At 52.5% G+C, this 26,932-nt stretch carries 18 protein-coding genes; 13 read left to right on the forward strand and 5 right to left on the reverse strand.

What is annotated here, in order from left to right; all coding sequences use genetic code 11:
* Positions 1 to 61: 61 nt before the first annotated feature.
* The 3 genes from KD147_RS09055 to KD147_RS09065 all read left to right on the forward strand — a co-directional run bounded on the left by KD147_RS09055 (position 62) and on the right by KD147_RS09065 (position 2,690).
* Positions 62 to 1,261, forward strand: coding sequence for an Nramp family divalent metal transporter (locus tag KD147_RS09055; RefSeq protein ID WP_212547597.1), 1,200 nt, complete (start codon positions 62 to 64; stop codon positions 1,259 to 1,261).
* A gap of 148 nt (positions 1,262 to 1,409) precedes the next feature.
* The gene (locus KD147_RS09060) at positions 1,410 to 1,925 is read left to right on the forward strand and encodes a hypothetical protein (RefSeq protein WP_212547598.1); all 516 of its coding nucleotides are present in this window, start codon (positions 1,410 to 1,412) and stop codon (positions 1,923 to 1,925) included.
* Between the two features lie 288 nt (positions 1,926 to 2,213).
* Positions 2,214 to 2,690, forward strand: coding sequence for a hypothetical protein (locus tag KD147_RS09065; RefSeq protein WP_212547599.1), 477 nt, complete (start codon positions 2,214 to 2,216; stop codon positions 2,688 to 2,690).
* On the opposite strand, the gene KD147_RS09070 is transcribed toward KD147_RS09065, so the two are convergent.
* Together KD147_RS09070 and KD147_RS09075 are read right to left on the reverse strand one after the other, a co-directional pair.
* Positions 2,687 to 3,889 (reverse strand): anhydro-N-acetylmuramic acid kinase, encoded by a 1,203-nt coding sequence (locus KD147_RS09070; protein ID WP_212547600.1) that lies wholly within the window; start codon positions 3,887 to 3,889, stop codon positions 2,687 to 2,689. The two genes, KD147_RS09065 and KD147_RS09070, sit on opposite strands and share 4 nt — an antisense overlap.
* A gap of 114 nt (positions 3,890 to 4,003) precedes the next feature.
* A complete protein-coding gene (locus KD147_RS09075; protein WP_212547601.1) occupies positions 4,004 to 5,557 on the reverse strand; it encodes a methyl-accepting chemotaxis protein in 1,554 nt (517 codons plus the stop codon).
* Positions 5,558 to 6,171: 614 nt separating this feature from the next.
* Here KD147_RS09075 and KD147_RS09080 point away from each other — a divergent pair.
* The 8 genes from KD147_RS09080 (at position 6,172) to glsB (ending at position 19,126) form a co-directional block, all read left to right on the forward strand.
* Complete coding sequence (locus KD147_RS09080) at positions 6,172 to 8,886, forward strand: endo alpha-1,4 polygalactosaminidase (RefSeq protein WP_212547602.1); 2,715 nt, start codon at positions 6,172 to 6,174, stop codon at positions 8,884 to 8,886.
* Positions 8,886 to 12,389: a tetratricopeptide repeat protein gene (locus tag KD147_RS09085; RefSeq protein WP_212547603.1), complete on the forward strand. Its 3,504-nt coding sequence runs from the start codon at positions 8,886 to 8,888 to the stop codon at positions 12,387 to 12,389. The genes KD147_RS09080 and KD147_RS09085 overlap by 1 nt, the downstream gene beginning before the upstream one ends.
* Positions 12,390 to 12,404: 15 nt before the next feature.
* Positions 12,405 to 12,914 carry a hypothetical protein gene (locus tag KD147_RS09090; protein WP_212547604.1) on the forward strand — a complete coding sequence of 170 codons (510 nt, stop codon included), beginning with the start codon at positions 12,405 to 12,407 and terminating at the stop codon, positions 12,912 to 12,914.
* A gap of 7 nt (positions 12,915 to 12,921) precedes the next feature.
* Positions 12,922 to 14,289, forward strand: a complete 1,368-nt coding sequence (locus KD147_RS09095) for a PelD GGDEF domain-containing protein (protein ID WP_212547605.1) — start codon at positions 12,922 to 12,924, stop codon at positions 14,287 to 14,289.
* Positions 14,252 to 15,229 (forward strand): hypothetical protein, encoded by a 978-nt coding sequence (locus KD147_RS09100; protein ID WP_212547606.1) that lies wholly within the window; start codon positions 14,252 to 14,254, stop codon positions 15,227 to 15,229. Before KD147_RS09095 ends, KD147_RS09100 begins: the two co-directional genes overlap by 38 nt.
* A complete protein-coding gene (pelF, locus tag KD147_RS09105) occupies positions 15,216 to 16,721 on the forward strand; it encodes a GT4 family glycosyltransferase PelF (protein WP_212547607.1) in 1,506 nt (501 codons plus the stop codon). The genes KD147_RS09100 and pelF overlap by 14 nt, the downstream gene beginning before the upstream one ends.
* Positions 16,709 to 18,076 (forward strand): exopolysaccharide Pel transporter PelG, encoded by a 1,368-nt coding sequence (gene pelG, locus KD147_RS09110; protein WP_212547608.1) that lies wholly within the window; start codon positions 16,709 to 16,711, stop codon positions 18,074 to 18,076. The genes pelF and pelG overlap by 13 nt, the downstream gene beginning before the upstream one ends.
* A gap of 129 nt (positions 18,077 to 18,205) precedes the next feature.
* Positions 18,206 to 19,126 carry a glutaminase B gene (gene glsB / locus KD147_RS09115; RefSeq protein WP_212547609.1) on the forward strand — a complete coding sequence of 307 codons (921 nt, stop codon included), beginning with the start codon at positions 18,206 to 18,208 and terminating at the stop codon, positions 19,124 to 19,126.
* Here glsB and KD147_RS09120 read toward each other — a convergent pair.
* Both KD147_RS09120 and KD147_RS09125 read right to left on the reverse strand, forming a co-directional pair.
* A complete protein-coding gene (locus tag KD147_RS09120; protein WP_212547610.1) occupies positions 19,112 to 20,092 on the reverse strand; it encodes an ATP-grasp domain-containing protein in 981 nt (326 codons plus the stop codon). The two genes, glsB and KD147_RS09120, sit on opposite strands and share 15 nt — an antisense overlap.
* A 145-nt stretch (positions 20,093 to 20,237) precedes the next feature.
* Positions 20,238 to 22,421: a bifunctional diguanylate cyclase/phosphodiesterase gene (locus KD147_RS09125; protein ID WP_212547611.1), complete on the reverse strand. Its 2,184-nt coding sequence runs from the start codon at positions 22,419 to 22,421 to the stop codon at positions 20,238 to 20,240.
* A gap of 185 nt (positions 22,422 to 22,606) precedes the next feature.
* On the opposite strand from KD147_RS09125, the gene KD147_RS09130 reads away from it, so the two are divergent.
* Positions 22,607 to 22,804, forward strand: a complete 198-nt coding sequence (locus tag KD147_RS09130; protein WP_212547612.1) for a hypothetical protein — start codon at positions 22,607 to 22,609, stop codon at positions 22,802 to 22,804.
* Here KD147_RS09130 and KD147_RS09135 read toward each other — a convergent pair.
* The gene (locus KD147_RS09135; protein WP_105254426.1) at positions 22,801 to 24,363 is read right to left on the reverse strand and encodes a sensor domain-containing diguanylate cyclase; all 1,563 of its coding nucleotides are present in this window, start codon (positions 24,361 to 24,363) and stop codon (positions 22,801 to 22,803) included. The two genes, KD147_RS09130 and KD147_RS09135, sit on opposite strands and share 4 nt — an antisense overlap.
* Positions 24,364 to 24,609: 246 nt before the next feature.
* Here KD147_RS09135 and KD147_RS09140 point away from each other — a divergent pair, with 246 nt between their 5' ends.
* Positions 24,610 to 26,916 (forward strand): nuclease-related domain-containing protein, encoded by a 2,307-nt coding sequence (locus KD147_RS09140; protein WP_212547613.1) that lies wholly within the window; start codon positions 24,610 to 24,612, stop codon positions 26,914 to 26,916.
* Positions 26,917 to 26,932: the final 16 nt, after the last annotated feature.

Here is a 26,932-nt window from a genome sequence, read left to right on the forward strand (position 1 = left end):
ATAACAAGAATAATGATGAGCGCTTAGTTCAATAGCGCTAAAAAGAGACAGGGTTAACTATATGAAAAAACTCGGCCCAGGCCTGCTCGTTGCCGCCGCTTTTATCGGTCCTGGCACCATTACCACCGCGTCCGTCGCCGGCGCTAACTTTGGCTTTACCCTACTTTGGGCACTGTTATTTTCGGTGTTTGCCACCATTTTATTACAGAGTATGGCGGCCCGATTAGCCGTAGTCAGCGGCCAAGGCTTAGCACCAGCCCTACGCGATAATATAAACCAGCCGCTGTTAAGGTATTTGGCTATCTTATTAGTGATCAGCGCCATCGGCATCGGCAGTGCCGCCTATGAAGCAGGTAACCTTAGCGGCGCCAGTTTGGGTTTACAGGGTCTCTTTGGCCAAAGTACTGGAGTCATCTGGACACCTGTCATTGCGCTTGTCAGCGCTCTGCTTCTGTACAGCGGCAAATACAAATTAATTGAGCGCACCTTGATACTCCTAGTTGGCGTTATGAGTGTAGTGTTTCTTGCCACCATGGTGCTTGCGGCCCCCTCAATTGGCGAGCTATTTGCCGGTTTTAAACCCAGCCTGCCCGTAGACTCTTTGACCACTGTGCTGGCGCTCATAGGTACCACTATCGTGCCTTATAACCTGTTTCTACACTCAGGTGTGATTGCCAGAGAAGATGCCAAACCACAGGATGTAGGCCAAGCCATTCGAACGCACAATTGGGACACGGGTCTTTCGGTGGGTCTTGGCGGTCTTATCACCCTGGCCATAGTCGCCACCGCCAGCGTTGCCTTCTTTGGCCAGCATACGGGTCCACTCAATGCCGCCAATATGGCGAAACAGCTGGAGCCCCTGCTCGGCACCTATGCCCAGTATTTCTTTGCCATTGGTTTATTTGCCGCTGGCCTAACCAGTGCGATTACCGCTCCGTTAGCCGGCGCTTATGCGGTCTGTGGTATGCTCGGCGGCAAAGACGCGGTAGAAGATAGGCGCTTTAAGCTGGTCGCTCTCGCCATCTTGGTTTTTGGCACCGCGGTTGCCAGCTTGGGACTCGATCCGGTGGCGGTGATCATCTTTGCCCAAGCCAGTAATGCCTTACTTTTGCCCATTGTTTGTATATACCTATTATGGTTACTCAATAACAAGCAGGTGATGGGCCAATATAAAAATGGCTGGCTGGTCAACCTATTGAGCCTGCCGGTCATTATTACCGTGGTCGGCTTAAGCACTTATAAACTTTTTTCACTGCTGTAATGATTGGCGATACCCCGGCCCTTTGAGTACCCACAAAGGGCCTAGATATCATAGGCTAATCAACTGTATTTATTGCTTCTTTCTTGATCACGCAAGGATTGTCGTTCACTCTTAAAGGCAACCAAGGTTACGCGAGATAAAAACGCCGATGAAATACCTACTGACCGCCATATTGCTACTGTGTACCCATATAGCGAGTGCTACTGGCAAACTTGCCAGCGAACTGCAAGTGTTCGAACCTTACCTGGGTACCTGGGAGTCCACCTTCAGCATGGGCCCCGAACAACCTGATGTCACCGATGTGGGCAAGTGGGAACGAGCACTTAACGGCACTGCGATACGCACTATGCACAGTATTAATGACGGTGCCTATGGCGGAGAGTCTCTGATTTTTTGGGATAAAGGTAAAGAATCCCTGGTGTTCTACTATTTCACCACCGCAGGCTTTTACACTCAGGGTACATTAGAAGTCACTGACGACGGCTCTTTTGTTGCCTACGAAGATGTGAGCGGTAGCAGTGAAGGGATCACTCGGGTGAAATCCACCAGCTCATACGTAGACGGGCAGTTTGTGGTCACAACGCAATATTTAAAAAATGGTGAATGGACCCCGGAACAAAAACGTCACTACAGCCGCTCGCAAAAAGAAGTGGTGTTTAAATAAACCCATGCTAGGCGCTCACTGGTAAAGCGCCTAGATAGCTCGTACCCGCCAAGCAAAGCGGTAAAGAAATGGCGTTATGCCCCCAAGTTTGAAAATGGGCAGTCGGTTGCGGCCACAACCAAGGTCCGATTAGACTTTAAACTGGGTTCCTAATAACGAACGAGCGAGTAAAGAACGGGGTATAAAGCTACGTTAAGCTAACAAAAAAGTATAAATTTCGATCTAAGTCATAAAACTGTCATTTTGACGGCGCATAATTGTTCGTAAATCGGCAATAATTGACAGGATATGACCCAGTTTCGCTCTCCGTTGGCAGTGTTTTCACTGCGTAACGACAATGCTTTAGCAGACTTTGATAGTTTAACGCAGCAGCCCGTGCTTTTAGGCGCGCCCGAACAATTGCCGCAACTGCTTTGCCGTCTGCCAAACAATGCCCAACCCGGGGACTGTCTTCATGCTAGCGTGAGCTTTGCCGAACAACGCCATGCCCAGTTGCAGGCGCACTACCGCGTGCGCGAGCGCGACCTCAATAGTGCAATTGTCGCTTTAACACTGCACCCAAACACCACGTCGACTCAACTTGAAATACAAGGTCAGGGGCTATTGCAGCTAAGCCTTCATGGTCGCCACGAGATCATTAAAGAAAGTGCCCAGTTTAGCGTTTACCTGCACCCGCAAAGCCGATACGAACACCTGAGTCCTGAGCCGCAGAGCAAATCTAAAGCCCGCCGTTTGGTCGACTATTGCCAACGCATTTGGGGTTAGTCGGGAAAACTGACTTTGCCCATGGTCACCGCCGGCATGCCCGCATGACCGGCATCGCTCGTGGTGCTGCCGGCCAAGGTCTCATTAGCGAGTAAGGCAAATAACACCGCTTCCTTGGCGTCCGGCTCTATGCCTAAGAGTTGCAACGAGCCCAGGCTTATATCCGCCGTACAATGTGCTCTAATTCGCGCCATCAACAATGGATTATGAATACCACCGCCGCTGGCATACACCTTCATTTCACCGAGTTTTTCTGCCAGGACATTAAGCTGCTTGGCAATCGCCAGCGCGGCAAATTCACACAAGGTGGCCAGCACATCATGATGATGTAATTCCTGGGTATTGCTTTGCTTTTGGCATTGCGTCAAATAGGCGAGATTAAATACTTCCGGGCCGGTGGTTTTGGGCATGGCTTTAGCAAGAAACGGCTGGGCGCACAGGGCCTGTAATAACTCCGAGTCTACCCTACCCTGTTTTGCCAATTGGCTGTCTTGGTCGTATTCAAGGGGAGCAAAGTAACGCTGCACATAGGCGTCCAACATGGTGTTGCCTGGACCGATGTCGGCGCATAAGGTCTGCTCTAAAGGCGCATTTTTTGCCAGCACGGTAATATTCGCTATGCCACCTATATTCAGCAGCACTCGGTTTTCCTCGTTACTGGCAAAATACCAATAATCGCCATAAGCAGCCAATGGTGCGCCTTCGCCGCCTGCGGCGATGTGTTTTTGGCGAAAATCACTTAAGGTGATAATTCCGGTTGTACGGGCTAGGTGACAACCATCACCGAGCTGCAGTGTGGCGTTGCCAAAGTCGCTGAGCCCGTGCTGGCTTTGCGGACAATGAAAAACGGTTTGCCCATGGCTGGCGATAACATCGACGCTGTCAGGATCTATATGCCAACGCGCCAAGCACTCATTCACCAGTTGCCCATGCAACTGCCCAATCCAGGGATTGATCAAGGTAAGATGCTGCAGATCGATATCACGCTTGGCGAAAACCTGGCGCACCCGCTGCTGATAACTATCGGGATAGGGGCAGGTAGTGAATTTGAGCACCTCAACTTGCGTATGAGTACCGGCACCACGAACGCGACACAGTGCAACATCGAGGCCATCCATGGAGGTGCCACTCATTAATCCGATAATAATACGCTCTGGCTTAGCGGCGATACCATAAAGGCGCTCAATATGTGCATGCATAGGGGAAACCTTAAGATTCTGTTATCGCCAATCTAAGCTAACTACCAGCAGAACTCAAATTGTTTGCCGTGCCTGACTCCCCACCCCGGGGTGACAGGCGCCAGCAAAATACACCTAGTGTTTGGCGAAGCGTACCACCAACTCGCATAAATCGTCGGCCACCTTGGTCAAGCGGGTAATGGCACTTTGCGCCTGCACCGAGCTTTGCTGTGAATCATTGGCAAGCTCGGCAATACCCACTACCTGTCTATTAATGTCTTCGGACACATGGGCCTGCTCTTCAACGGCCGCGGCCATTTGCGTCGCCATATCGTTAATATTGGCCACCGCCTGGACTATGCCTGCAAGCATATGTGTGCTGCGTTCCACTTCTTCCAGGCCCATAAGCGATTCCTGTTGTCCCTGCTCAGCAATCACCACGGCTTGCTCGCTGCGGGCATTGAGTTCATTAATAATGCCTTGAATTTCACCGGTCGAGCGCTGAGTACGCTGAGCCAACTGTCGTACCTCATCGGCAACCACGGCAAAACCGCGCCCCTGCTCACCGGCGCGCGCCGCTTCAATCGCCGCATTCAGAGCCAGCAAGTTGGTTTGCTCGGCGATTTGCTCGATCATCTGCGCCGCCGCAGCAATATAGCCGGACTGCTCGGAAACGCCGCGCACCGAATCGCTGATCTGCGCTACCGTGTGCCCTAAGGTCTCGATAGAAGCGCGGGTTTTTTGCGCCACTTCGGATCCTTCAATGGCCAGCTCGTTAGCGGCCCGGGCCTGCTCAGAAGTAAGATTCACATTTTGCGAGACCTCGGCTATGGTCGCGGTCATCTCGTTCATGGCCGTTGCCACTTGCTCGGTTTGCTGATGTTGAGCGTCGATTTGCTGACCAGCATTGGTAGACAGATTAAAGCTCACCTGAGCATCGTCGGCCACTCGGGCTGCAGCATCATCGATACGCGTTAAAATGGTGCCTAGATGGGCGCGCTCCGCCTTTACGGCAACATGGAGTCGCCCGAGCGGACCGCTGTGATCGCAATAACTCAATACCGCCAACGGATCGTTAAAGCGCCCTTCAATAAGCTGGTCCAAACGCTTCTTAAGGCGTAATCGAGAGAAGGTATTGAAGGCGGCAAAAAGAATGACGCTGCCCACCATCACCACCTCGGCGGCTAATGTCTTTTCGAAAAACCACAGCACAGCTGCCGCCACAAAGGCGACCATAAGCACATAAAACTCGCTGTTGTCGGGCAGCGTGAGCCTACTTTTATTGGCATTGACCCGCTCATATAGGGCCGCAGCACGATTAACATCCTCTCGGGCGGGACAACTACGCACCGACTCATACCCCACCACCTGGCCGTGCTCGGTAATGGGCGTCACATAGGCATCCACCCAATAGTGGTCGCCATTTTTACAGCGATTTTTAACCAGTCCCATCCAAGGCTGACCAGCCTTAAGGTAACGCCACATGGTAGCAAAGGCGGCGCCGGGCATATCCGGGTGGCGGACAAGGTTATGTGGCTGACCGATAAGCTCTTCGCGGCTATAACCGCTTATATCGATAAACGCCTGGTTACAGTCAAGAATATTGCCCTGTAAATCGGTCACCGAGATCAATTTTTGGTCTTTCGCGAAGTGACGTTCATTCTGTGTCACCGGCAGATTCGTGCGCATTTGTTGGCCCCCATTCAAAACACAACAATAGTCTTAAATTTAAAGGCGGGATATTACCAAAAAGTTGAGCTTACGCCTCATAAATACGTTGTGATCAAAGCCTTAATGATGCTTTATTCATCTCTCTAGGGTGAAAACTTGATCTAGATCAAACTTTTGGCAAATTAGCCATTATATAAGTGAAGCGTCACGCCCTTAATTCACCAGTCTAGTTTTTGACCTTGGCAATATTTTCCAAATTTGCCAATGAGTTACTATACTGAGCAAGGAGGGATGCAATAGGCCACTTGCTTTCATGGCCGCACTAAAGTTGGCAAACAGAAGAAGAAATCTAGAGCGCAATTAAACCACTCAATCCTGGGCCTTAGGTGTAATCTGCTGTAATAGCCTTATGTTTACAAAATCGAGTATTAAACCAATTGTAAAATAAATAAATGGCTTGTAATTGAAATAGAATCACATAAAATTAGCACCAAAGTATTGGCTAAATAACAACCGGCTGATTTAAAAAGGATTTTAATCACCAATAAGCGCTTACACAACAATAGCTATAGGTATTTACGTTCTTGTATCACGCACTTCGCTCCATAATCACCGCGTCGCTACTATGTTTTATGCTTTTAATAAGTACGAAGCAGGGACTCGCACAAACGCCACAGGCTCCCCAGTCTATTGCCTTCTATTATGGTGATATCGACTCAACGCGGGAGCTATTAAGCTATGAGCGCGTGGTCGTCAGCCCCGAGCAGCTCTCCGCAGCACAATTACAGCAGCTTAAAAGTGCCAACACCCAGGTATTTGCCTACTTAAGCCTGGGCGAAGCCGATGAACAACTGGCACCGCGTTTCTCCTCGGCGGTACTCGGTTACAACGAGCAGTGGCAAGCCAGCATTATGGATGCCAGCGCCGAGTCTTGGCGCCAGCACCTGTTTACACAGGCGCAGCAACTGCGTGCAGCCGGGTTTGATGGTTTCTTTCTCGACACCCTGGATAGCTATCAACGGGTACTCGACCAAGGGCAATTTAACGTCCAACAACAAGCCTTAATAAGCCTGATTGATGAGTTACAGGTGCAAGGGCCTATCCTCCTTAACCGTGGCTTTGAGCTCTATCCACATCTGGCACAACCGCCGCTGGCCGTGGTCGCCGAGTCCTTGTTTCATTCGTATGATTACCAGGGCAAGCGCTACCAAAAACAAAGCGCCGAAGACGCCCAATGGCTTATGGCGCAATTGCAGCAAGTACAAGCCAGTAATATTGAAGCCATAGTCATTGATTATCTGCCCGCCGAGGACGCACAGCGCATCAAGGCCGCACAAGAGATAGCGGCGTTAGGCTTTACCCCCTATGTCAGCGACCCCATGCTTTATCAGTTTGGCGTGTCCACCCGCTATCCGGTGCGCCGTCGCGTGCTAGGCCTGTATGACTCGTCCGTTAATGTTAAAAAGCAGTCCGAGTGCCATCGTTTCCTGGCTACCTTGATTGAATACCAGGGCTATGTGCCCCAGTGTATTGATATTCATGGACCGGCCTTGTCCAAGCTGGACTGGAATCGCTATGCCGCGGCGGTGTTCTGGTTGCCCCAAGTAAGCTATCAGCAACGCAGCGCTCGCGACGCGCTGTTACGCAGCCTGGACACGCTGCCTACGGTTTTAGTAGGCGAATTGCCGGAACAATCGGGCCTGTTGGCTCGTCTAGGTGTGCAACAGCAAGGCAACTATCGCGGTGCTATACAGCTGGACGGCGCCACACTTAAGTACCCACTGCCGCAAGCTCAAGGTGAACAATTTCCCCGTTACCGTTGGCAAGATGAAAAACAAAAAACTCGGCTTGCTCTCGTCGACGAGCAGGGGCAACAAGGCATAGGCGTTGCTGCCAGCCAATGGGGTGGCCTTTGGTTAGAACCGCTAACGGTGCAGGAACTGCCGGGCGATCGCCAGCGCTGGCCTCTTGACCCATTTGAATATCTGGTGCCCTTGTTGCAATTGGCGCCTATACCCAGTGCCGATATTACCAGCGAGTCGGGTCAACGAATCGTCACGGCTCACATAGATGGCGATGGCTTCCCTTCCCGGGCTTGGCTACCGGGCAAGCCCTTTGCTGGTGCTTCTATTTATACCAATATTTTGCGTCGTTCTAAGTTGCCTCATACGGTGTCGGTGATCGAGGCCGAGGTGGCGAAAACCGGGCTTTATCCCGAGCTGAGCCCCGAACTTGAAGCCATTGCCCGAGACATCTTTGCGCTGGATAATGTTGAAATAGCGTCACACACCTTTAGCCACCCCTTTTTCTGGGATCCGCGTATTGAAGCCAAGGAAAAGCTCTATGGCGATGCCTTAGCCGTGCCCGGTTATGTCCTCGATTACGACCGCGAAATTTTTACCAGTGTGCGCTATATCAACGAACGACTGGCGCCGAAAGACAAGCAGGTCGAGGTTTACTTATGGTCTGGCGCCGCCAACCCTACCGCCGATATCATCGCCAAGGTCGATCAATTAGGTCTGTACAATGTCAATGGCGGCAATACCTATGTGCTGAACGATAATTACTCCATTGCCCAGGTCACGCCACACCTCAATTGGTACGAAGATGCGGTGCAGGTGTATGCGCCGGTAATGAACGAAAACCTCTATACCGAGCTGTGGACGGAAAATTTCAGCGGCTTTAGCCGTGCTATTGAAACCTTTGAACTGCTTGGCGAACCCCGCCGCCTAAAACCGGTGAGCGTTTATTATCATATGTACTCCGGCGTTTACCCGGCGTCCTTAGATGCTTTGGAAAAGATCTATGATTGGGTGGATAGGCATCCGCTCACGCCCTTGTACCTCAGCGAATATGCGCACCGCGCCCGCGCCTTGTATGAGACCGGTTTAGCCAGATCAATCAATGACGATGCCTGGTATATCACCAGCACCGGCGTCAAAAGCCTGCGCATTAATAAAGAGCAGCTCCCAGGTGGTCAAAGCCAGGGGGTGGCCGGGGTCAATGCCGGCCCCGATGGCCACTATGTGACCTTGTCGACGGTGCGCGCTCGCCTCGAGCTGACGCAAAATTCCAAACCCTTTTCCGGACGCATGTATCTGCAAAGTGCCAATGCGGTGCTTGAGCATTGGCAGCAAGAAGGAGACAAGACCGATATCCGCTTTATGAGCCACCAGCCCTTGCAAGCCCATTTTGCTCAGGCGCGTGGTTGTCGCATACAACAACACAGTGGTGCACCAATTACACAAAAGCACAATGGCGATCGGCTTACCCTTACCAGCAAACAAAAGGGCCGGGTGCGATTTACCCTTAACTGTGATGCGCAAGCTCAGGGTGGTAAGCGCTGATGACCACACCTAAGTACGTACTGGGCAGCCGCAACAAACAGGATAAACGCATTGTTCTGACCAATCGCCGTACGCTGATCAGTTTGGCCCTGGCTACATTGGCCCTGTTATGGATACTACAACCTAACCGCGGTCTGCTGCTTGATATCCTCGACGAAGCGCAGGACCCCAATGTGGCGCTGGCGTTTTTACGGGTGTTAAAGGACGCGGATGACCCCTCACCGCGCCTGCAAATGGCCTTTGCCAAACAATATTACCGCTTAAAAGACTATGAAAAGGTGTTGCATCACCTTACGCCGCTAAGCCAATTTAGCGATCCCGAGCAGCTGTTGCGCGCTCAGAGCATGTACGCCAACAGCCTACTGCAGCTCAGCCATGATTCGCGCTTTAAAGAGCAGGCCACCCGCGAACTGAGTCGCTACCTCAAGTATCTGCCCGACGATCTCAGCCCCGAGCAAAGGCAGACCTTTGCCGAATACGCACTGCAAATCGGCCAACCCGCGGTGGCCCATAAGCTTTTAAAAAACCACAGTCAGGGCGATCTGCAGCGTTTGTTCACACTTGCACTGCAAGCCGGCTTGTATGACTCCGCCATGGCGCACGGGAAACAACTTTATCAACGCCAGCCTTCGGCCGCTCACTTCGAACAACTCCTGGCGCTGTATCAACAGCATCAACGCTGGCCCCAGGGACTGGCGCTGATAAACCAACATATCGACGCCGGGCTCTGCGAGCTTGCCTGTTTGCAACAAGGCATCGACTTTGCGCGCAGCGCCGATAACAGTGCCTCAGCCAGCCAATTTGCAGTGCAAAAGGCCAGCATCAGCTCGGATAGTCAGGACTGGCTGCAGGCCAGCGAACTTGCGGTCGGTGTCGGCGATATTGCCACCGCTATCACCTGGCTGGCCAAGGTCAATCAGGCGGCACCCTCAGCCGAGCATATCAGCACCCTGCACAGTTATTACTTATGGCGTGGCGACCTAGATAATGCGCTTGCCATGAGTAAAGACCTGATGCGTTACAATCCTGAGCTGGCGCAGTTGCGCCAGGGAATAAATGAGGCCTTGGCGCAAAGCGACCTCAAGGCTCTGAGTGACTTTTACTATCAGCTGGCGCAGACACAACAACTGAATCAGGAAGAGCGCCTGCAATGGGTCAACTATAACGACAAGGCCTACGGCGCCAAGGCCACCGTGAAACGCCTAGAGCATTTATCTCAGCGCTTTCCGAATGAGCCACTTTATTGGTTCCAACTGGCGCGTTTTTATAACTTTATCGGTCAACCACAACGGGCGACTGAGCTGTGGCAGCAAATTAAGGTACCCACACCAAGCAACTATCTTGATCTCAATTACTTTGCCCAAAGCTTTATGGCCACTGGCAACCCACAGCAGGCCCTGGCCATTTTGCATCAATACAGCAACCCCCAAGGTTTGGCTCTTGACCAACTCATCACCTTGCAGGAGCTGGCCAATTACAATGCGGCCACCGAGCTACAGCGCTATTATCAGCGCCAACGCATCGAGCGTGGCGACACCCGTTTAGACCCCTACTCCTTAATCGCCAGCCATAACGGCAAACAGCGCCAGGATATAGACGTGCTGTGGGATTATTATCAGCGTACCCAATCACCGGTGCTGCTGATCTATCTAATGAATCTCGCGCTTGAGCAAGGTGACGAGCGCTTACTCAATGCCACCAATGAAGCCCGGCTTGCCAACCATGGCGACGACACCAGCTTGAATATGCAGCTGTTGCGGGTCCGCTTAGCCATGCATCAGGAGCGTTATGCCAACGCAAAAAACTTGTTGCAGCAGTTGCTCGGCAGCCACCCGGAACATGATGAGGTTAAACAAAGTGCCATGTGGCTGGCCATCTCCATTGGCGACAACCTGTGGCTGCGGGAGCTATATTGGCGTGTGATCAGCACGCATCAAGACAGCAGCGATATGTACCAGGTACTCGCTATCGCGGCGCAACAACTGGGCCTATTCCAACAAGCGGATTTATGGTTCCAACGCCTTAACAATAGCGCCCCCATGAGCGCCTCCGATAAGTTAAACTGGGCACAAATCCTTGAACACCAAGGCAGTCTGGCCCAGGCCTCGAGCCTGCGTTGGCAAGTGATCAGCACCCTCAGTGAGCAACTGCGTCAAGTCGAGGGAGGGGATGTAAGTTACCGCTCCTTGGTGGCGCTGTTCGTATCCCCGGCGCTGGCGGATGCCCAGCTCAGCAAACACCTGCAGACCGTTGGCAACACGGCGGATATCGGCATGCTGTTAACCAGCTCACAGCCCAGTGCACTGCAAAAGTTAGTATTGTGGCAAGCGCAAAGCAATTTAAAAGACCAGCAGTTCAACGTCTATGTGCAATTGGCCTTGGCCCTGGCGCGCGAAGACCGAGCTGCCATCTATCAGCTTAGTTACAACTCGACGCAACTCGATGATTTCACTCGAGCATCGGCCTTGGCACAAATAGGTGAAAACGCCCATGCCTGGCAATTAGCGGAGCAACAGCTGGGCGCACATACCGCCAAACTAGACATCGCGCCGCTGCAACGCCTGCTTGCACAGCAGCACCCGTTGGCCAGCCACGGCTTACGTTATGAGCATGTGATAAAAGATTCATGGCAGGTACGCTCGGAGCAATTCAGATATTACCGCCCCATTGAAAACGGACAGTGGCTGCTCGACGGTTACTATGACCATGGTCGACCCAAGAGCGATCTCCTTGATGACTACCAGCAACGAACCGCAAAGCTAACCTGGCGTTTTAGTCCGCAGCATTATCTGGTTAATCGCGGTGAAGTCGGCGTAGCCATCAGTGACCGCCACCAAAAAACACACTATGGTCAGTTTGCCACCTTGATATGGCAGCCCTCATCGCGCTTGAGCCACAGCCTCACGCTCGGTCATAACATGGCCACGGAGCAGAGCGAAAACCTGTTCCTGCTGGGCCGTGAAGACAGCGCCAAATGGGAAGTAAACTGGCAGCCAACCCGTTACGAACAACTGAGTGTCAGCGTGTCACGCTCGCTGTTTAAGTCCGACTTCGACGATCCCATTGCACAACAATGGCACAGCACGGTGCGCCTGAGCGAGCAGTTTAACTTTACCCCCAGTTGGCAAGCCTATGTACAATATGATCACCAGGAAAACACCCTGGACCAGCGTGCCCTCACCGGCGTGTCCGACTATCTGGGCAGGCCAGTAGTGGCAGCAGACTTTATTTCGCCCCGCTATCGCCGTTTGGCATTGGGACAACAATTGCTGCACGGTAATGTCGGCGAGCCGGGCAAGCAGGTACCGGGCATGCGCTATTGGCTCGACAGCGCCATAGGTTACAACTTTGTCACCGACGAAGCAGACTACTCCGCCAATGTCGGCCTGGGTATTCGCGTGTTTGGCAATGATGAATTCTTTATTAAGGGAGCGTGGCAAAGCGCCGATCCGAATGGTCGCGAAAGCCTCACCTTTAACTTAGGCTACTTTTTAGATTTTTGATCCGAGGACAGCAACATGAAAACTTTACTCACCACCGCGTTAGCGCTATTTTTGGCCGGCTGTGCTTCCCAATACAGTGCCCAAAGTCCGGCCCTGAATAGCGGCAATATCCTGTACATTATGCCCTTTGCCAACCAGTCAAATATGCCCATGGCACAGGCTCAGGCAGAACAACTGGTGGCCTCGGCGCTGGCCGAGCAAGGCATCAAGGTGCGCGTGTATCCCAAGGCTCAGGTCGGCGATCTGCAGGCCAGTTTAGAGCCGCAGCAACGCCAACAAGAAGCGCAGGCCTGGCTGATGCAACAACCGGCGGGCTATGTTCTTGCGGGCTCGGTACAGGAATGGCAATACAAGTATGGTCTCGATGGCGAGCCTGCGGTGGGCCTGACCCTCACTTTAGCCACCAGCACGGGTGAACAACTGTGGCGCGGCTCGGCATCTAACAGTGGCTGGGGACGAGAGTCCTTGTCTGGCGTTGCCTTAGATGCTATTGAAGACTTACTCGACCAATTAGATTGGGAATAATTTGGCCATGCCACATAGCAAACGCCGGGGTATCAATGCCCTTATCAATCGCCTCTTGCTCGGCAGCGATAACCAGCCAATAGCCTGGTTTGAGTTGGTGTTCATTACCTTCTTAGCGCTGAGTATATGGGGTTATCAATCGACCCTGAGTCATGACAGGGCCACCGACTATTTCTACTGGCCCATGTTTGGACCGGTATTGATAGCGCTGCGCTATGGCTTTGGCCGCGGCATGATGAGCTTTGTATTATTGCTGCTTGGCGCGGGCCTATTTGATCGTCTGCTTGGCACCCAAATTCAGCTTAGTTTCTCGGTGTCGGTGGGCACCGCCGTCGTCACCATGCTGGTTGGTGAGTTTCGCGATCACTGGCACGAGATCAACCAAAGATTCGATCTCAACCACAGATATATGGAACAAAAGCTGAAAAGCTTTACCCAAAACTACCACCTGTTAAAGATCTCTCACGATCAGCTCGAACAACGCGCCGCGGGCAAGCAGATGAGTTTGCGCACCGGCATTCAATTGTTGCAACAGGCGGCTTCCGGTCATACCGAAAATCGCTTGGCCAATTTGGCACAAAAAAGCCTGCAGGTGTTCGCCGATGTGATCACCATGTATCAAGCCGGACTGTACGAGGTGCGGGACGGCAAGCTGGTTCCCGGGGCCCTGGCCACGGTGGGCAGCGACCATCAGTTGCACCCGGGCGATCCCATGTTGGCCGATGTACTGGTCTCCAAGGCGGTGCTCTCTCCGGCGGACTTTATCGAGTCCGACGAGCATCAGTTGCACTATCAACTGGTGGTGCCCATGGTCGATGTCAGCGGCGAAATTCAAGGCGTGCTCTTGGCCGAAAAGGTGAAATTTGTCTCCCTGACCGAGGGCAATATCGCTTTAATGGCGCTGCTGGCGGGCTACATAGCTAACTTTATGTCGCACCAGTTGTTTGCGCCCATTTTGCAACCTGAACAAAGGCAGTTATTTAGTCAGTACCTCGACAATCAATTGTGGTACAAACGCCATTATGGGGTCGACAGTGCCCTGGTGGTGTTTACCGACACCAGTGCAAAACAGTACCTGGATCTGTATCGGGTGACCGACTATCGCCGTGGTGCCGATGTCTATTGGGCCTGTGAAAATAGTGAAGGGAAACAAGTGCTTTGCGTCCTGCTGCCGATGACTACGGCGATAGAGGCGCAGCAATTTATCGAGCGCATAGAAACGATTCTGAACGATAAACATAATTATGCCGCCGGTGAACTGGACGTGGTGGGACCCTTGCTGGTCTTTGAACAGCATCAGCAAGTCAATCTGCTGTTGGACGATTTAGGAGCCTTTGATGAAGATTTGGTTGATTCTTCAAACGATACTCTTTGAGTCCGCCAGCCTGTACCTACTCGGTGACAGCCAGCTCGGCTGGCTGGGTTGGCTGGGCTATGCCAGCAGCCACGGTGCCGCGGCGGGCACCTTCACCCTGTTATGCTGGTTGGCATTGCCGATGCGCTATAAAAAGCCGGTGCTGGCGTCCATGGCCTTTATTTTTGTCATCGCCTTCAGCATGCCCATCATCGGCATGTTGGGTCTGGCAACCGTGTTTATTCTCGCCCTGTACCTGCCCAAAGAGCAGACTCAGGCGCTGTGGAAGCGCTCCGAGGTCCCCGAGTTACCACAGCACCCGGAGCAACTAGAGCAAGGTCAATATGGCGCCGCCGCGCTTAAAGATATTTTGCTGTTTAACCCTTCGGACGAGCGCCGCCAAATCGCCGTCAATGCCTGTCGTTTCTTGCCAGAGCGGGTGGCGATTCCACTGCTTAAACTGGCCCTCACCGATAAGGCCGATGACGTGCGCTTGCTGGCCTACGCCGCCATCGAAAAGATTGAGTTTGCCATCAACCAAAAAATCGATGCCCTTAAGCAACAACAATCAACGCAACGGGCCTCGCACCATTTTCAAATTGCCGAGCTCTATTGGGAGCTGTGCTACCTGGGCCTCGCCGATGGTCCCCTGCGCACCCACTACCTGGAGCAGGCCAAAAAATACCTGTTGCAGGCGCAAGAAATCGCGCCTGCGGCGCGCAGCGAGCTACAACTTGGCAAAGTATTGCTAGAGCTGCAAGACTATCAGGGCGCCTACCAATACCTGGAGCAAGCCAGGCGCAGTGGCCTGTTGATGAAGCAGGTGGCTCCCTATTTAGCCGAAGCCGCCTTTGCCCAAGGGGACTACCACCATGCCGCCCTTTTGGTAAGTCACTTACCCACGGAGCGAGGCGAAGCGCTCAACGAATTAAGGGAGTATTGGCGCCGTGAAGCCTATTGATATTTGCCTGCTACTCGAAGGCACCTACCCCTATGTGCGCGGTGGCGTATCCAGCTGGGTGCATCAGCTGATCACCGGCTTGCCCCAGTATAATTTTTATCTGGTCTTTATCGGTGGCTGTAAGTCGGCCTACGGCGAGCAATATTATCAATTACCGGATAACGTGGTGGGCATAGAAAAGCACTTCCTGATGGATCATCACGGGCTCTTTACGCCGCGCCCTCGTCGCGGTAAAAAAACCGCCTTTAACATGTGGCAGTCGGTGATCGAGCGCTTTAAACGCCCCGAGGAATCGCTTTCTCCCGAGCTACTGCAGGGTCTGCTCGACAACCTGGGTAAACAACAAGGCCTGAGCTTTAGCGATTTTCTCTACAGCGAGCGCTCCTGGGAAGTGATCGTCGATTTATATTACCAGCACGCTCAGCAGCAATCCTTCGTCGATTACTTCTGGACCTTCAGACATGTATACAGCCCGCTTTTTACCCTAGTAAAAATCGCCGAAAACCTGCCTAAGGCACGCATGTTCCATAGTATTTCCACCGGCTATGCCGGGTTTTTGGGCGCCTTGGCAAAACAACAACAGAGCGCGCCCTTTTTGCTGACCGAGCATGGTATTTATACCAAGGAGCGTAAAATCGACCTCACCCAGGCGAGCTGGATTAAAGACCGCCACAGCGCGTTGGACACCAGCATTCATAAGAAGATGGAGCAAACGCGGCAAACCTGGATCGATTTCTTTGAGCAGCTTGGACGCACCGCCTATGACCGCGCCGATGAAATCGTGGCCCTGTATGAGGGCAACCGACAGCGGCAAATTCACGATGGTGCGCCTGCCGAAAAAACCCAAATCATAGTCAACGGCATCAATATGGCCCGCTTTTCTGAGGCCTACGACGCCCGCTTGGTGGCACCGCCAAAAGTCGCCGGTCTCATCGGCCGCGTGGTGCCCATTAAAGACATTAAAACCTTTATCCGTGCCATTCGGGTGGCGGTTAATTCCGAGCCTGAGCTGCAAGGCTGGATAGTCGGCCCCACCGAGGAAGATCCAAGCTACTACCACGAGTGTAAGTTGCTGGTTAGCAGCCTGGGGCTGGAAGACAATATCCGCTTTTTGGGCATGCAGGATGTGGCCGAGATCATGCCGCATATTGGCGTCTGCGTGCTGACCTCAATCAGCGAAGCGCAGCCCCTGGTATTGCTAGAGGCCATGGCCGCCGGCGTCCCCTGCGTTGCCTCCGAAGTGGGCTCCTGCCGGGAAATACTCGAAGGCATGAACGATGAAGATAAAGCCCTGGGCCGCTGCGGTTACGTCACCAATATTGCCGACCCGAACCAAACCAGTGCGGCACTGTTAAGCTTGCTCAATGATGCGCGAAACTGGCGTCGCCTCGGTGACAACGGCTATCGACGGGTGCAAAGGTTTTATCAGGAACACACCATGTATAACCATTACCAAGGTCTGTATGAGGAGCTGCTAGCATGGCAGGAATAGGTTTTGAGCTGCGTCGTATTCTGCGCAAAAACACCCTGCTTTCCTATGTGGAGGCCTATGGCCTGGCCGCCGTTGTCGGCTCCGGTCCCTGGGTGCTGTCGATTCTGGCGCTGATGGTCATTGGCCTGCTGAGCATAGGACGCATTTTCCCCAGCAGCCTGATCGTGCAGTTTCTGGTGCTGGTCACCTATATGATGGCGGGGTCGCTGCTCTTGAGTGGGGCGTTTCAGGTGCTGCTCACCCGCTTTATCTCCGACCGCTTATTTGAACACAACGATCATAAGGTCACCCCGAATCTGCTTGGCTGCATGCTGGTCGTCTCCATGTTGGCCAGCGTCCTTGGCATTGCCGTGCTCGGTCAGACCGAGCTCGACTCGGCGGTAAAAATGACCCTGCTTTGTGGCTTTGTGGTGCTGTGTAACCTCTGGCTTATCATCGGCTTTTTAAGCGGGATGAAGCAGTATTACCGCATTGTAATCACCCTGTGCGGCGGCTATACCCTGATGGTATTGGGCGCCTGGTTATTACCTCCGTTCGGTGTTCTTGGGCTGCTGATTATTTTTGCCGCCTGCCAGGGTTTAATCGCCTTCGTCCTGCTCTTCTTTATTTTGCGCACCTTTAGTGCCAACAAGCTGATAGCGTTCGACTTTTTAGACCCAAAACAAGCGTTTTTCTCCCTCGCCCTGGTCGGTCTCTTGTATAACCTTGGGGTCTGGGTGGATAAGTTTGTGTTTTGGTCGCACCCCGAGGTCTCCTTCGAGGTGATCGGCGGCTTTCGCGCCTCCTATATTTACGATCTGCCTATTTTTGTCGCCTACCTGGCGATTATTCCCGGCATGGCCGTGTTTATGCTGCATATGGAGACGGATTTCGCCAAGTCCAACGAGAAGTTTTATAACTCGGTGCGCGACGGCGGCACCCTGGAGTCCGTGTATCTCCTTAAAGACCAAATGGTTTTAGACTGTAAAAACAGTCTCTATCAGATCTTTAAGGTACAGGGACTCACCTTGGCACTTCTGCTGCTGTGGAGTGAAGAAATTCTCACCCTGCTCAAGATCGACTTGGCCTATTTGCATCTGCTCTATGTGGATTTGGTGGGCGTGTCCTTGCAGGTGATAGTCATGGCTATCCTTAACGTCATGTTCTATCTCGACAGGCGTTATGAGGCCCTGTCTCTGGTCGCCGTCATGGCCTTGACCAACTTTATGCTGACCGAGTTCTCGATTATGCTCGGGCCGCAAATGTATGGCTACGGCTTCGCTTTGTCCATGCTGCTTACCACCATGCTCGGACTGGTCTGGCTGAACCGCCAGTTTGATCGCCTCGAATACGAAACCTTTATGCTGCAACGCTAAACTCGTTTGCCACACACCGCACAGCGCCCAGGGTTGAACCCCTCGGGCGCGTAAATTTCGTCTTGGCTCTTTTTCGCGTGCGCCGTATTCCGTATGATTGCGCTTTAGCCAAGCAGTGAGTGGGGTGCTATGAATATCCAGCAGGTGATTGACGAAATTAATACCCATGTACGGGCGCGTTTGCCTGACATGCCCGGCCAGGTAGCCAGTTATATTCCGGCGCTGGCCCAGGTAAAGGGCGAGCAGTTTGCCATGGCGGTGCACACGGTTGATGGCCGGAGTTATTTCAGCGGCGACAGCGAGCAGCGCTTTACCATACAGTCGGTCTCCAAGGTGCTGACCCTTACCCTGGCGCTGCAGCGCTATGGCGATACCCTGTGGCAGCGGGTGGGCAAAGAGCCCTCGGGCACGGCCTTTAACTCCCTGACCCAGCTCGAATTTGAACAGGGCATCCCACGCAACCCCTTTATCAATGCCGGGGCAATTGTTACCTGCGACGCGCTTTATTCGCGCCTCAGTGCGCCGACGCACCATATGCTGGCAACGGTACGTCAGCTCAGCGGTAATCCGCGCATCAATATCAATCAGCAGGTATCTCGCTCGGAGTTTCAACACCGCCATCGCAATGCCGCCATGGCCTATTTAATGGCGTCGTTTAATAACTTTGAAAACGAAGTGGAGGAAGTCTTAAAGGTGTATTTTGGCTTTTGTGCCATGGAGATGAATTGTGCCGAATTGGCGCGTACCTTTTCCTATTTAGCGAATAAGGGCGTGGATGTGGCCTCAAAGCGACGCATTCTTGCCGCCAAGCAAAACTCCCAGCTCAATTCCCTGCTCTTTACCAGTGGCCTCTATGATGCCGCCGGAGACTTTGCCTACCGCGTCGGAATGCCGGGTAAGTCGGGCGTCGGTGGTGCGATTATCGCCGTAGTGCCGGGACAGTTTACGGTGGCGGTGTGGTCGCCCAAACTCAATGAATACGGCAACTCCAGCGCCGGTATTTATGCACTGGAGCAATTTGCCGACAGGCTGTCGTTACAGCTCTTCTAAGGCTTCCTCAGCGGTTTCCATGGCCGCTTTTTTAGCTGCCTTCGGTGCCGACTGCGGCTTATCGAAAATGCCCAGACGAATACGAATAAAGTGGAAGATCTCCCGCGCCACATCAATGGCGGTGGCCTGCTCTAGCCCCTCAAAGCCTGGGCTGGAGTTGGCTTCACAAATCTTAAAGTGCTGCTCATCGAACAATAAATCGATACCGGCCACGTCGAGATCCAGAGCATTGGCGGTTTGCGTTGCCAACCATTCAATTTCCGGGGTGATGGCATAAAGCGAGCCCGTGCCACCGGCGCTGACATTGGCCTTAAAGTTATCGCCGCCGCTGTTACGCTCCATACAGGCCACGGCTCTGCCGCCTATGGTTAGTACTCGTAAGTCGCGGCCATGACTACTTTTAACAAACTGCTGCAGAATAATATTGGCCTGAGGACTGGTCGCCTCAATAAGTTGCATCAAGTCGTCGAACTCGTTGCGGGTCTTACTCAAAAATACGCCGCTGCCTTGAGAGCCCGACAAGGTTTTTACCACCACGGGGAAGCCAATTTGCTGCTCAACCAGGGCGATGTTGACCGGGAACTTCACCAACATGGTGGTTGGCGTGGGCAGGTTTTGCTTAGCCAGGATTTGCTGCGCATAAAGCTTGTCTTTGACCGTTTCTATGGCGTGAGCCCCATTGACACAGTACACCCCAAGGCGCTCTAAGTGACGGATAATGGCGAGGGCGAAATAGGTGGTACCCGCCCCCATACGCGGCATAACAAAGTCCGGCAGAGGCACCGGGTTGCCATCGATCAAGATACTTTTTTCATCTTCACGAGTGACCAGTAGATCGAATTGATCCGGGGCATAGACCTCCAGCTCGATATTCTCTTCTTTGGCAACCGCCAGCAGTCGTTCGATTTCATATCGCTCTGGTTTTAATAGATTGGCGCCATCAGTGTAGATTATCCAGCCGCGCATAGTGCCCTCTCAATAAGCAAAAGGCGGCATTATGCTTTGCCGCTTAACGCCGGTAAAACAAGATTATTTTATCGTGGCGATAAAAATTCACACTATTGAGTAGGGACACCAAGGCTGTCTGCCAAGGAGCAACGAAGGAGCCCAGTTAGTGGCTCACCTCAAGCGGGCTGGTCAAAGAGTCGGCTTGCTCCAGCAGGATCAGCGCCTGAGCCAGACTAACCGGCTCAGAGTAATAAAAACCCTGACTAAAGTGACAACCGTAATCACGCAATTGCTGATGCTGCTCTTCGCACTCGACGCCTTCGGCGATCACTTCCATATCCAGCTCGGAGGCAATTTTGATCAGGCTGGCGATCACCACCTGATGCTTATGCTCACCGAGCAGTTGCTGGGTAAAGGATTTATCAATTTTGAGGTAATCGGCGCGCAGGTCGATAAGGTGGCTGAGCGAGGAATAGCCGGTACAGAAGTCGTCCAGGGCCACCTTGACGCCCTTGTCACGGAGCTCATTAAGCTGATCCTGCACCTGCTTTTGTGCGCCAATGGCCACCGACTCGGTGACCTCTATGGTAAGCTGATGGGTGGCGATTTGATGTTCGTGCAACGCCGCCAAAATCGCCTCAACCGGCTGCAACAAATGGTTAAACTCGGATGCCGAACGATTGACCGACACGCCGATATGACGGTAGCCCCGCTTGTGCAGGGTGGCCAAGTCATTCAAGGCCCGTTTGAGCACGAATTGCCCGAGCACGGAGATCAAACCGAACTCCTCGGCAATGGCAATAAACTCATCGGGGTAGATGGTGCCCAGCTCCTCATCATGCCAACGGGCAAGCGCTTCAAACTTGGTGATTTTGCCGCTGCGCAAGCTGATAATGGGTTGATAAGCCACGCTCAATTCATTGGCCTTAAGCGCCTTGGCCAGCTTGTCGCGCAGCTGAATTTTACGTAAGTACTGGCCCTCAATCTCGTCGCTGTAGATAACAATGCTTTGAGACTGGGCCCGTTTAGCGCTGAGCATGGCATGGTTGGCGTTGCGTACGAACACCGTGGCGCTCTTGGTATTGTTATCGATATGGGCGATGCCCAGGCTACAGGTCAGCTCGATATTAAGCTCGCCAAGACGGATTGGCTGGCAGATGTGGGTTAAAATACGCTGGGCACAGGCGTAGGCCTGCTGTGGTGAGCTGTTGGCCAGCAACAAGGTAAACTCATCACCGCCATAACGGCTTAGCACGTCCGAGCTTAATACGCAGTGTTGCAAGCGTAAGGCCACCGCCACCAGCACTCTGTCTCCCACTTCCGGGCCATAGAGATCGTTGATGTCTTTGAAGCGGTCGAGGTTCAAAAACAATAAAGAGCTGAGTGTGCGCTGCTCATTAAACAGGTCAATATGCTGCTCTACTCGCTCTAAAAAGCTGCGACGATTATGCAGCCCGGTAAGCGGCTCTTGGTTGGCAAAAAAGCGCAGTTGTCGCTCACTTTCTTTCCAATCGCTGATATCGCGAAAAAGACCTATATAATGGGAGATTTCACCCTTATCATCGCGATTAACCGTGATCGATAATTCTTCCGGGTACACCTCGCCATTTTTGCGGCGGTTATAGACCTCACCACGCCAATGACCATGGTTGTGCAACTGCTGCCACATGTTGGCATAAAAAGGCTGGTCGTGACGGCCCGAAGCCAACACCCCGGGGGAGCGCCCCAATAATTCGCTTTCACGATACCCGGTGTAAAGTTCAAATGCCGGATTCACACGCAGGATTTTGTTCTCACTGTCGGTGATCATAATGGCTTCTTTGCTTTGCTCGAACACAATATTGCGCAGCGACAGCTCCGCCAGCATGTTATTTTTTCGTTCAATATCAATATCATGGCGCGCCTGTGCGGCAACGATAAAGGCCAGGTCTTGAAACCATTGCAGGCTTTGTTCGCTAAAATCCTGTGGCTGCTCAAACATGGCCACCAAAATGCCGATGGGATTTCGGGCCACATCACGCAGCGTCACGCCTAAATAGGCATGGATACCCAGCTCCCTCAACATGGTGTCTTGAGGAAACAAGTCCGCAACCTGCTCGTTGTAAATACAGACATCAACGCTTTGCAGAGCGTCGGCACAGGGGGTCTCTTCAAGCCCATACTCTATGTTGGCCAATACATTCCCTTGGCCATGAAAAGCCGCGGTGCGTACCCGCGCGCCATCGTCACTCAGGCGACCGACAAAACAGTATTTGGCAGCAAATACCTCATCGATCATCGATAAGGCCAGCTCATAGGCTTGCTCACTGCTGCTTGTTTGGTACAGGGCGTTGAAGGACTGGGTCATGAAGTGATGTTATTCTTTGTCTTATTTTCTTGTAGCTTAGCACAATATCGTCTGTGCACCTGAGCGTATTGTTATATATCAAGACAATATAAAACAATGACTTTAGAGTGACAGTTTTTTTACCATGGCAAAAAATCGGTGTTTTCTTTGCTACACTAGGGCAAGCAACCCAGGTGACCTAAACTATGCAAAAACGTGTTCAAAAACAAAATAATACCTTATTACGAATTTGCCTGTTTTCGTGCTTCACGCTGAGCCTGAGTTGGCTGTTTATTAGCGACCAAACCTTGTTGCTGATCATCACCCTATTGGTGATCTTGCGGTTGGTCTGGGGCTTATCGCAACGCTTACTCACTCTGATGGAGCGACAGAAACAGCGTTAAAGCCACTGCACCTCGGTGCGATTGCGGCCATTGTGTTTCGCCTTATAGAGAGCGTTATCGGCGGCCTTAAGTGCGGCACCTATCTCGTTGCCCGGCTGCCACAAGCTTACCCCCACCGATACGGTTACCTGGGCCACGGGCGCAAACTCATGGCTGGCTATCTGCTGACGCAAGCGCTCGGCAAGTTCCTGTGCCTTTTCCACATGAAGCCCGGGTAATAGCAGCATAAACTCTTCGCCGCCGCTGCGGCACACACTGTCATATTCACGACAGCCCAGCTTTAGTAACTGCGCCAGGGTTTTGATCACCTCATCGCCAATATCATGACCAAAGTGATCATTGATTTTCTTAAAATGATCGATATCAAGAGCCAGCACAGCGAACGCCTGCCCCTGCTCTTTCATTGAGTCTAAGCAAGCTTGCATATAGCGGCGGTTACCGATGCCGGTTAAAGGATCGGTGTTACTCGCCAGGTTAAGTGCACTGATGCGCTGCAGCTGCTCATTGCTGTAAGTTTCAATGGCCCGCTTCAGGGTTTTAGCCTCGTTATACCAGGCGGGGATATCGCTAAAGGTTTTATCGTTGTCGCGCACTCTTCGTGCCAGTAGCTGTAATGGCGCACTGATGGTACCGGCAAGCAGCCAAATGGCTAACAGCGTAATTAGAGTGACCGGCGCCGCCTTTTTCATCAGGTTGCCTATGGTGTTACCCACACTGGTGACCACCTGCTGCTGCGCACTCACCACCAGGACAACCCAACGCATGTCCTTGACCGGCGCATAGCCTATTAGCTGAGCCTCTTCTTTTGTGCTGATCATGGCGCCACTTTCACCCGCTTGCGCTTGCATAAACGCAGGCCATAAGGGGTGCACGTCGCCTATGGTCATCCCGATATGCTGACGCTGGTTATCATAGACCACGGCGCCATTCTCGCTGAGCACCAAAATACGCGACTCTGCACCGTGAAAATGGGTCCCCAATAGACGGGATAAGATATTGTTGCCATTTAAATAAATGGTGCCCGCGATATAACCCAGATAACGTTTGGGTTCACCCTCAGCAAAAATAGGATGTGAAGGACTTACCACCAGGTTGCCCAAGGGCGATACAAAGGGCTGTGGCATCAAGGGCTGCTGGGCCCTTAACGACTGTTTAGCCTCACTCGATTGTAGGGTTAAACCCACGGCCCCCAGTTGCTCCGGGGCGGCGCTGATCACCTCGCCGCGATGATCGATAAGCACCACAGAATTAAAGGATTCAGTCTGTGCCAGCAAACGCTGCACCTCTTGTTTGCGATGGGCGGGGTTATCCAGATCGCGGCTCAGAGACTGGGCGCTATAGGCCAGTTGCATTTGCAAGGATTGAATAAACTGGCTGGTGATATCGGCCATTTTACCGGCGTAGGCGCGGTTTGCCTCCAGGCTTTGGGTCATGGCCTGCTGGGTGTAAACCCGGTAACTAATAACAAACTGGTTAGCCAGGGTAATAAGCACCAAGAGCAGGGTAAAGCCCAGGATCACTTGGCGTAGATCGAGTAAAAACAACCGCGTAAGACGCATTAACTACCCACCACTAATACTTAATTACCAAATCAGGGTAACACAAATTCATGCTAATAATTTGTTATTAGTCAATAAAATCGCACAAAAAAAATGCTATTTTCTCACTGCATCAAGTGCCATTATCGCACACAGGCTGGATTTAACCTATTGAATTTTAAAATGACTATATAAGGCTATAGCGTAATTAATAGAATAACTGTTAGACTAGGTGAAGATAACACAATGTTTACTTATGTTTCGGAAATGAGATTAGCTTTTCTACTACTTTTTACCCTAGTTCTGTTGCCAGCTAGCGAAGCCGAGGCGCGAGAATATAACCGCGCCATGTGTATTCTATTAAAACAACAAATGGCTCAATTCGACCATTCGCGCACGCATCCCACTTACCGTAGCGCGCGGCGCGACTATGACAGAAACTGTCAGCAATTTAAAAACGCCCAAGCACAGCAACAAACAAGACCTCAGGCAAGCGCTAACGAGCCAGAGCGCGCGACCCTGGTTAAGCCCGAACCTTTTACAGAGCAAGTTAAAACCGAAACCAGTGCCGCAGAAGAGCTGGCCTCCACGCAGGCGCAAAGCACCCCGAGCAACACCACCAAGCCAGAAGTAGTGGCTACCTTAGCAAGTGCGCCTCAACAAGCCTCCGCTGAGGAGCAGGCCAAGACCGAAACGGCAGCAGCAGGCAGCGCCACAGAAACCCAGACTGCACAGCTAAACTCAACACAGCCTAAGGCCGAACCAAAAGCCCAAACAAAACCAACCAAGGTGGCACCTAAACCTCAGCCCATTGCACAAACTGCAACATCAGGCCTGATGGACATGATGGTCCCTGCACTTCTCGGTTTACTCGTGCTCATAGTTGGCATTGCCGCACTGGTGGTGGTGCGTAAAAAACGCCAAGAATCAATTGCTATCGCTAAGCCGAAATTGTCGCCAGAAGGCAAACCGCAAGCCATGAGTAAGCCCTCGGAGTTTATAAAGACTCTGAAAAAATTGATCGGCAATAAAAAAGCCACCTTAGACCCGCAGCTTTACAGCAAGTTTACCAACGTGCCCATCGCCACCGGTGAGGAAGGCAAAAGCACAAACATAGAACACCTCTTGCTGAGCCCCTTTGGTGTATTTATGGTCGCCCACATCGATGCTGTCGGTGATATTTACGGCGGCGAAAAGGCCCAGGAATGGACCACCCGACACCACGGCGAAGACGAAAAGTTTGCAAACCCTCTTACCGCCTTGCGTGAACAAGCGCAGAGTTTGGCCGAGATGCTTTCACTGCCGATGCAAGAGATCAACTGTCTTATCGTGTTTAACAACGAGGCGGTATTTAAGTCGCCCATGCCAAGTTTCGTGCTGCATGAGAAAGAGTTTGTTGAGCATGTGCTCAGCATCAGCACCCGTGACTACGGCGAAGAACTAAACTCTGCTCATAAAGACCAAATTAAGCAATTACTGACCTATGGGGCTCATGCAGCGCTTAGCCCAGAACTAACCAGAACACTGTTGAAAGAAAAAGCGGATGCCCTGTTGGGAACCCCCTCAGCCGATGCTTCTGCTGAGCCCTCAGCCAAGCCTTCAGCCGAACCCTCAACTGAGCAAACACCGCAAGCCGATGGCAACGACGAGCCACAGCCGCAGAATGTTGCACCTTTACGCCGTACGGCCGCTGCAAGCAAAGCCGCCAGCCATAGCGAGCCCCAGCATTGCGCCGAAATCCACCCCTTTGTGCGTAAAAAAGCGCAAGCAGATACTGAGAAGTCGAGCCCGACTCCTGTAACAGAGCCTACGGCTACCCCCGAAGCCGAGACAAACGCGCAGCCGCAAGAAGATACGCCCGAACCCACATCGCAACCGACCAGTAAGGATTGGTCGAGCATGTCAGATGAAGAATTTCAGGCCTATTTAAACCAGGCAAGCGGCTCGAACACCACGCAAACGACTGACAGCGCACCTGCTGAGCAAGAGCCGCAAAGTCACCAAGGTGGCCACCAAGGTGAACCGAGCAGTGACGCGCCACAACTGCCCGTTGAGGACGAGCCCAGCATGGAAAATCCGACTCACGCTGAGGAGTTCGAGCAAACGCCCGAGCCACAGCAAGATAACGAAGAAGCCGTTATTGAGCAGGTTCTAGATCAGCCAAGTGCGGCCCAACCTACTGAAGCTCTGACCGAGATAGTTGAGCCTCATGCCACGCCAACGCTTGAAGACGAGCAAGGCGAAGTGGAACAAGTCGAAGCGCAACCTCTCAACGCCCAGGCCATTACTGACGAGCCGAGCGAAATGAAGCCTGAGCCAGAAGTAAATCTGGAACTCAACGAGCCCGAAACACAATCACTGGACGATGCCCTGATGGAATTGGAGTCGGCCCTGGCACAACAAGCGCCAGAGGAAACCGCTCAAGACCAGGGTGAAGAAGAAAATAACGAGGAAGAGCCAAGTAACAAAGCCAAGGCCAACCCCTTTGCTAACCTGTCGCTCGACCCCGACTTCACGCCGCAGGAAGAAAAGATAGACATAGGCGCCGGCCCGTTGGAAAACGAAAAATCTTAATGCGAAGTGGCGCCCG

Source organism: Pseudoalteromonas sp. BDTF-M6 (assembly GCF_018334135.1).
In the GTDB taxonomy this organism is placed as follows: domain Bacteria; phylum Pseudomonadota; class Gammaproteobacteria; order Enterobacterales; family Alteromonadaceae; genus Pseudoalteromonas.

What these genes read in the sequence shown, in the direction of transcription:
- KD147_RS09055 (WP_212547597.1), top strand. Translation starts at nt 62, where the DNA reads ATGAAAAAACTCGGCCCAGGCCTGCTCGTTGCCGCCGCTTTTATCGGT.
- KD147_RS09060 (WP_212547598.1), top strand. Translation starts at nt 1,410, where the DNA reads ATGAAATACCTACTGACCGCCATATTGCTACTGTGTACCCATATAGCG.
- KD147_RS09065 (WP_212547599.1), top strand. Translation starts at nt 2,214, where the DNA reads ATGACCCAGTTTCGCTCTCCGTTGGCAGTGTTTTCACTGCGTAACGAC.
- KD147_RS09070 (WP_212547600.1), bottom strand. Translation starts at nt 3,889, where the DNA reads ATGCATGCACATATTGAGCGCCTTTATGGTATCGCCGCTAAGCCAGAG.
- KD147_RS09075 (WP_212547601.1), bottom strand. Translation starts at nt 5,557, where the DNA reads ATGCGCACGAATCTGCCGGTGACACAGAATGAACGTCACTTCGCGAAA.
- KD147_RS09080 (WP_212547602.1), top strand. Translation starts at nt 6,172, where the DNA reads ATGCTTTTAATAAGTACGAAGCAGGGACTCGCACAAACGCCACAGGCT.
- KD147_RS09085 (WP_212547603.1), top strand. Translation starts at nt 8,886, where the DNA reads ATGACCACACCTAAGTACGTACTGGGCAGCCGCAACAAACAGGATAAA.
- KD147_RS09090 (WP_212547604.1), top strand. Translation starts at nt 12,405, where the DNA reads ATGAAAACTTTACTCACCACCGCGTTAGCGCTATTTTTGGCCGGCTGT.
- KD147_RS09095 (WP_212547605.1), top strand. Translation starts at nt 12,922, where the DNA reads ATGCCACATAGCAAACGCCGGGGTATCAATGCCCTTATCAATCGCCTC.
- KD147_RS09100 (WP_212547606.1), top strand. Translation starts at nt 14,252, where the DNA reads ATGAAGATTTGGTTGATTCTTCAAACGATACTCTTTGAGTCCGCCAGC.
- pelG (WP_212547608.1), top strand. Translation starts at nt 16,709, where the DNA reads ATGGCAGGAATAGGTTTTGAGCTGCGTCGTATTCTGCGCAAAAACACC.
- glsB (WP_212547609.1), top strand. Translation starts at nt 18,206, where the DNA reads ATGAATATCCAGCAGGTGATTGACGAAATTAATACCCATGTACGGGCG.
- KD147_RS09120 (WP_212547610.1), bottom strand. Translation starts at nt 20,092, where the DNA reads ATGCGCGGCTGGATAATCTACACTGATGGCGCCAATCTATTAAAACCA.
- KD147_RS09125 (WP_212547611.1), bottom strand. Translation starts at nt 22,421, where the DNA reads ATGACCCAGTCCTTCAACGCCCTGTACCAAACAAGCAGCAGTGAGCAA.
- KD147_RS09130 (WP_212547612.1), top strand. Translation starts at nt 22,607, where the DNA reads ATGCAAAAACGTGTTCAAAAACAAAATAATACCTTATTACGAATTTGC.
- KD147_RS09135 (WP_105254426.1), bottom strand. Translation starts at nt 24,363, where the DNA reads ATGCGTCTTACGCGGTTGTTTTTACTCGATCTACGCCAAGTGATCCTG.
- KD147_RS09140 (WP_212547613.1), top strand. Translation starts at nt 24,610, where the DNA reads ATGAGATTAGCTTTTCTACTACTTTTTACCCTAGTTCTGTTGCCAGCT.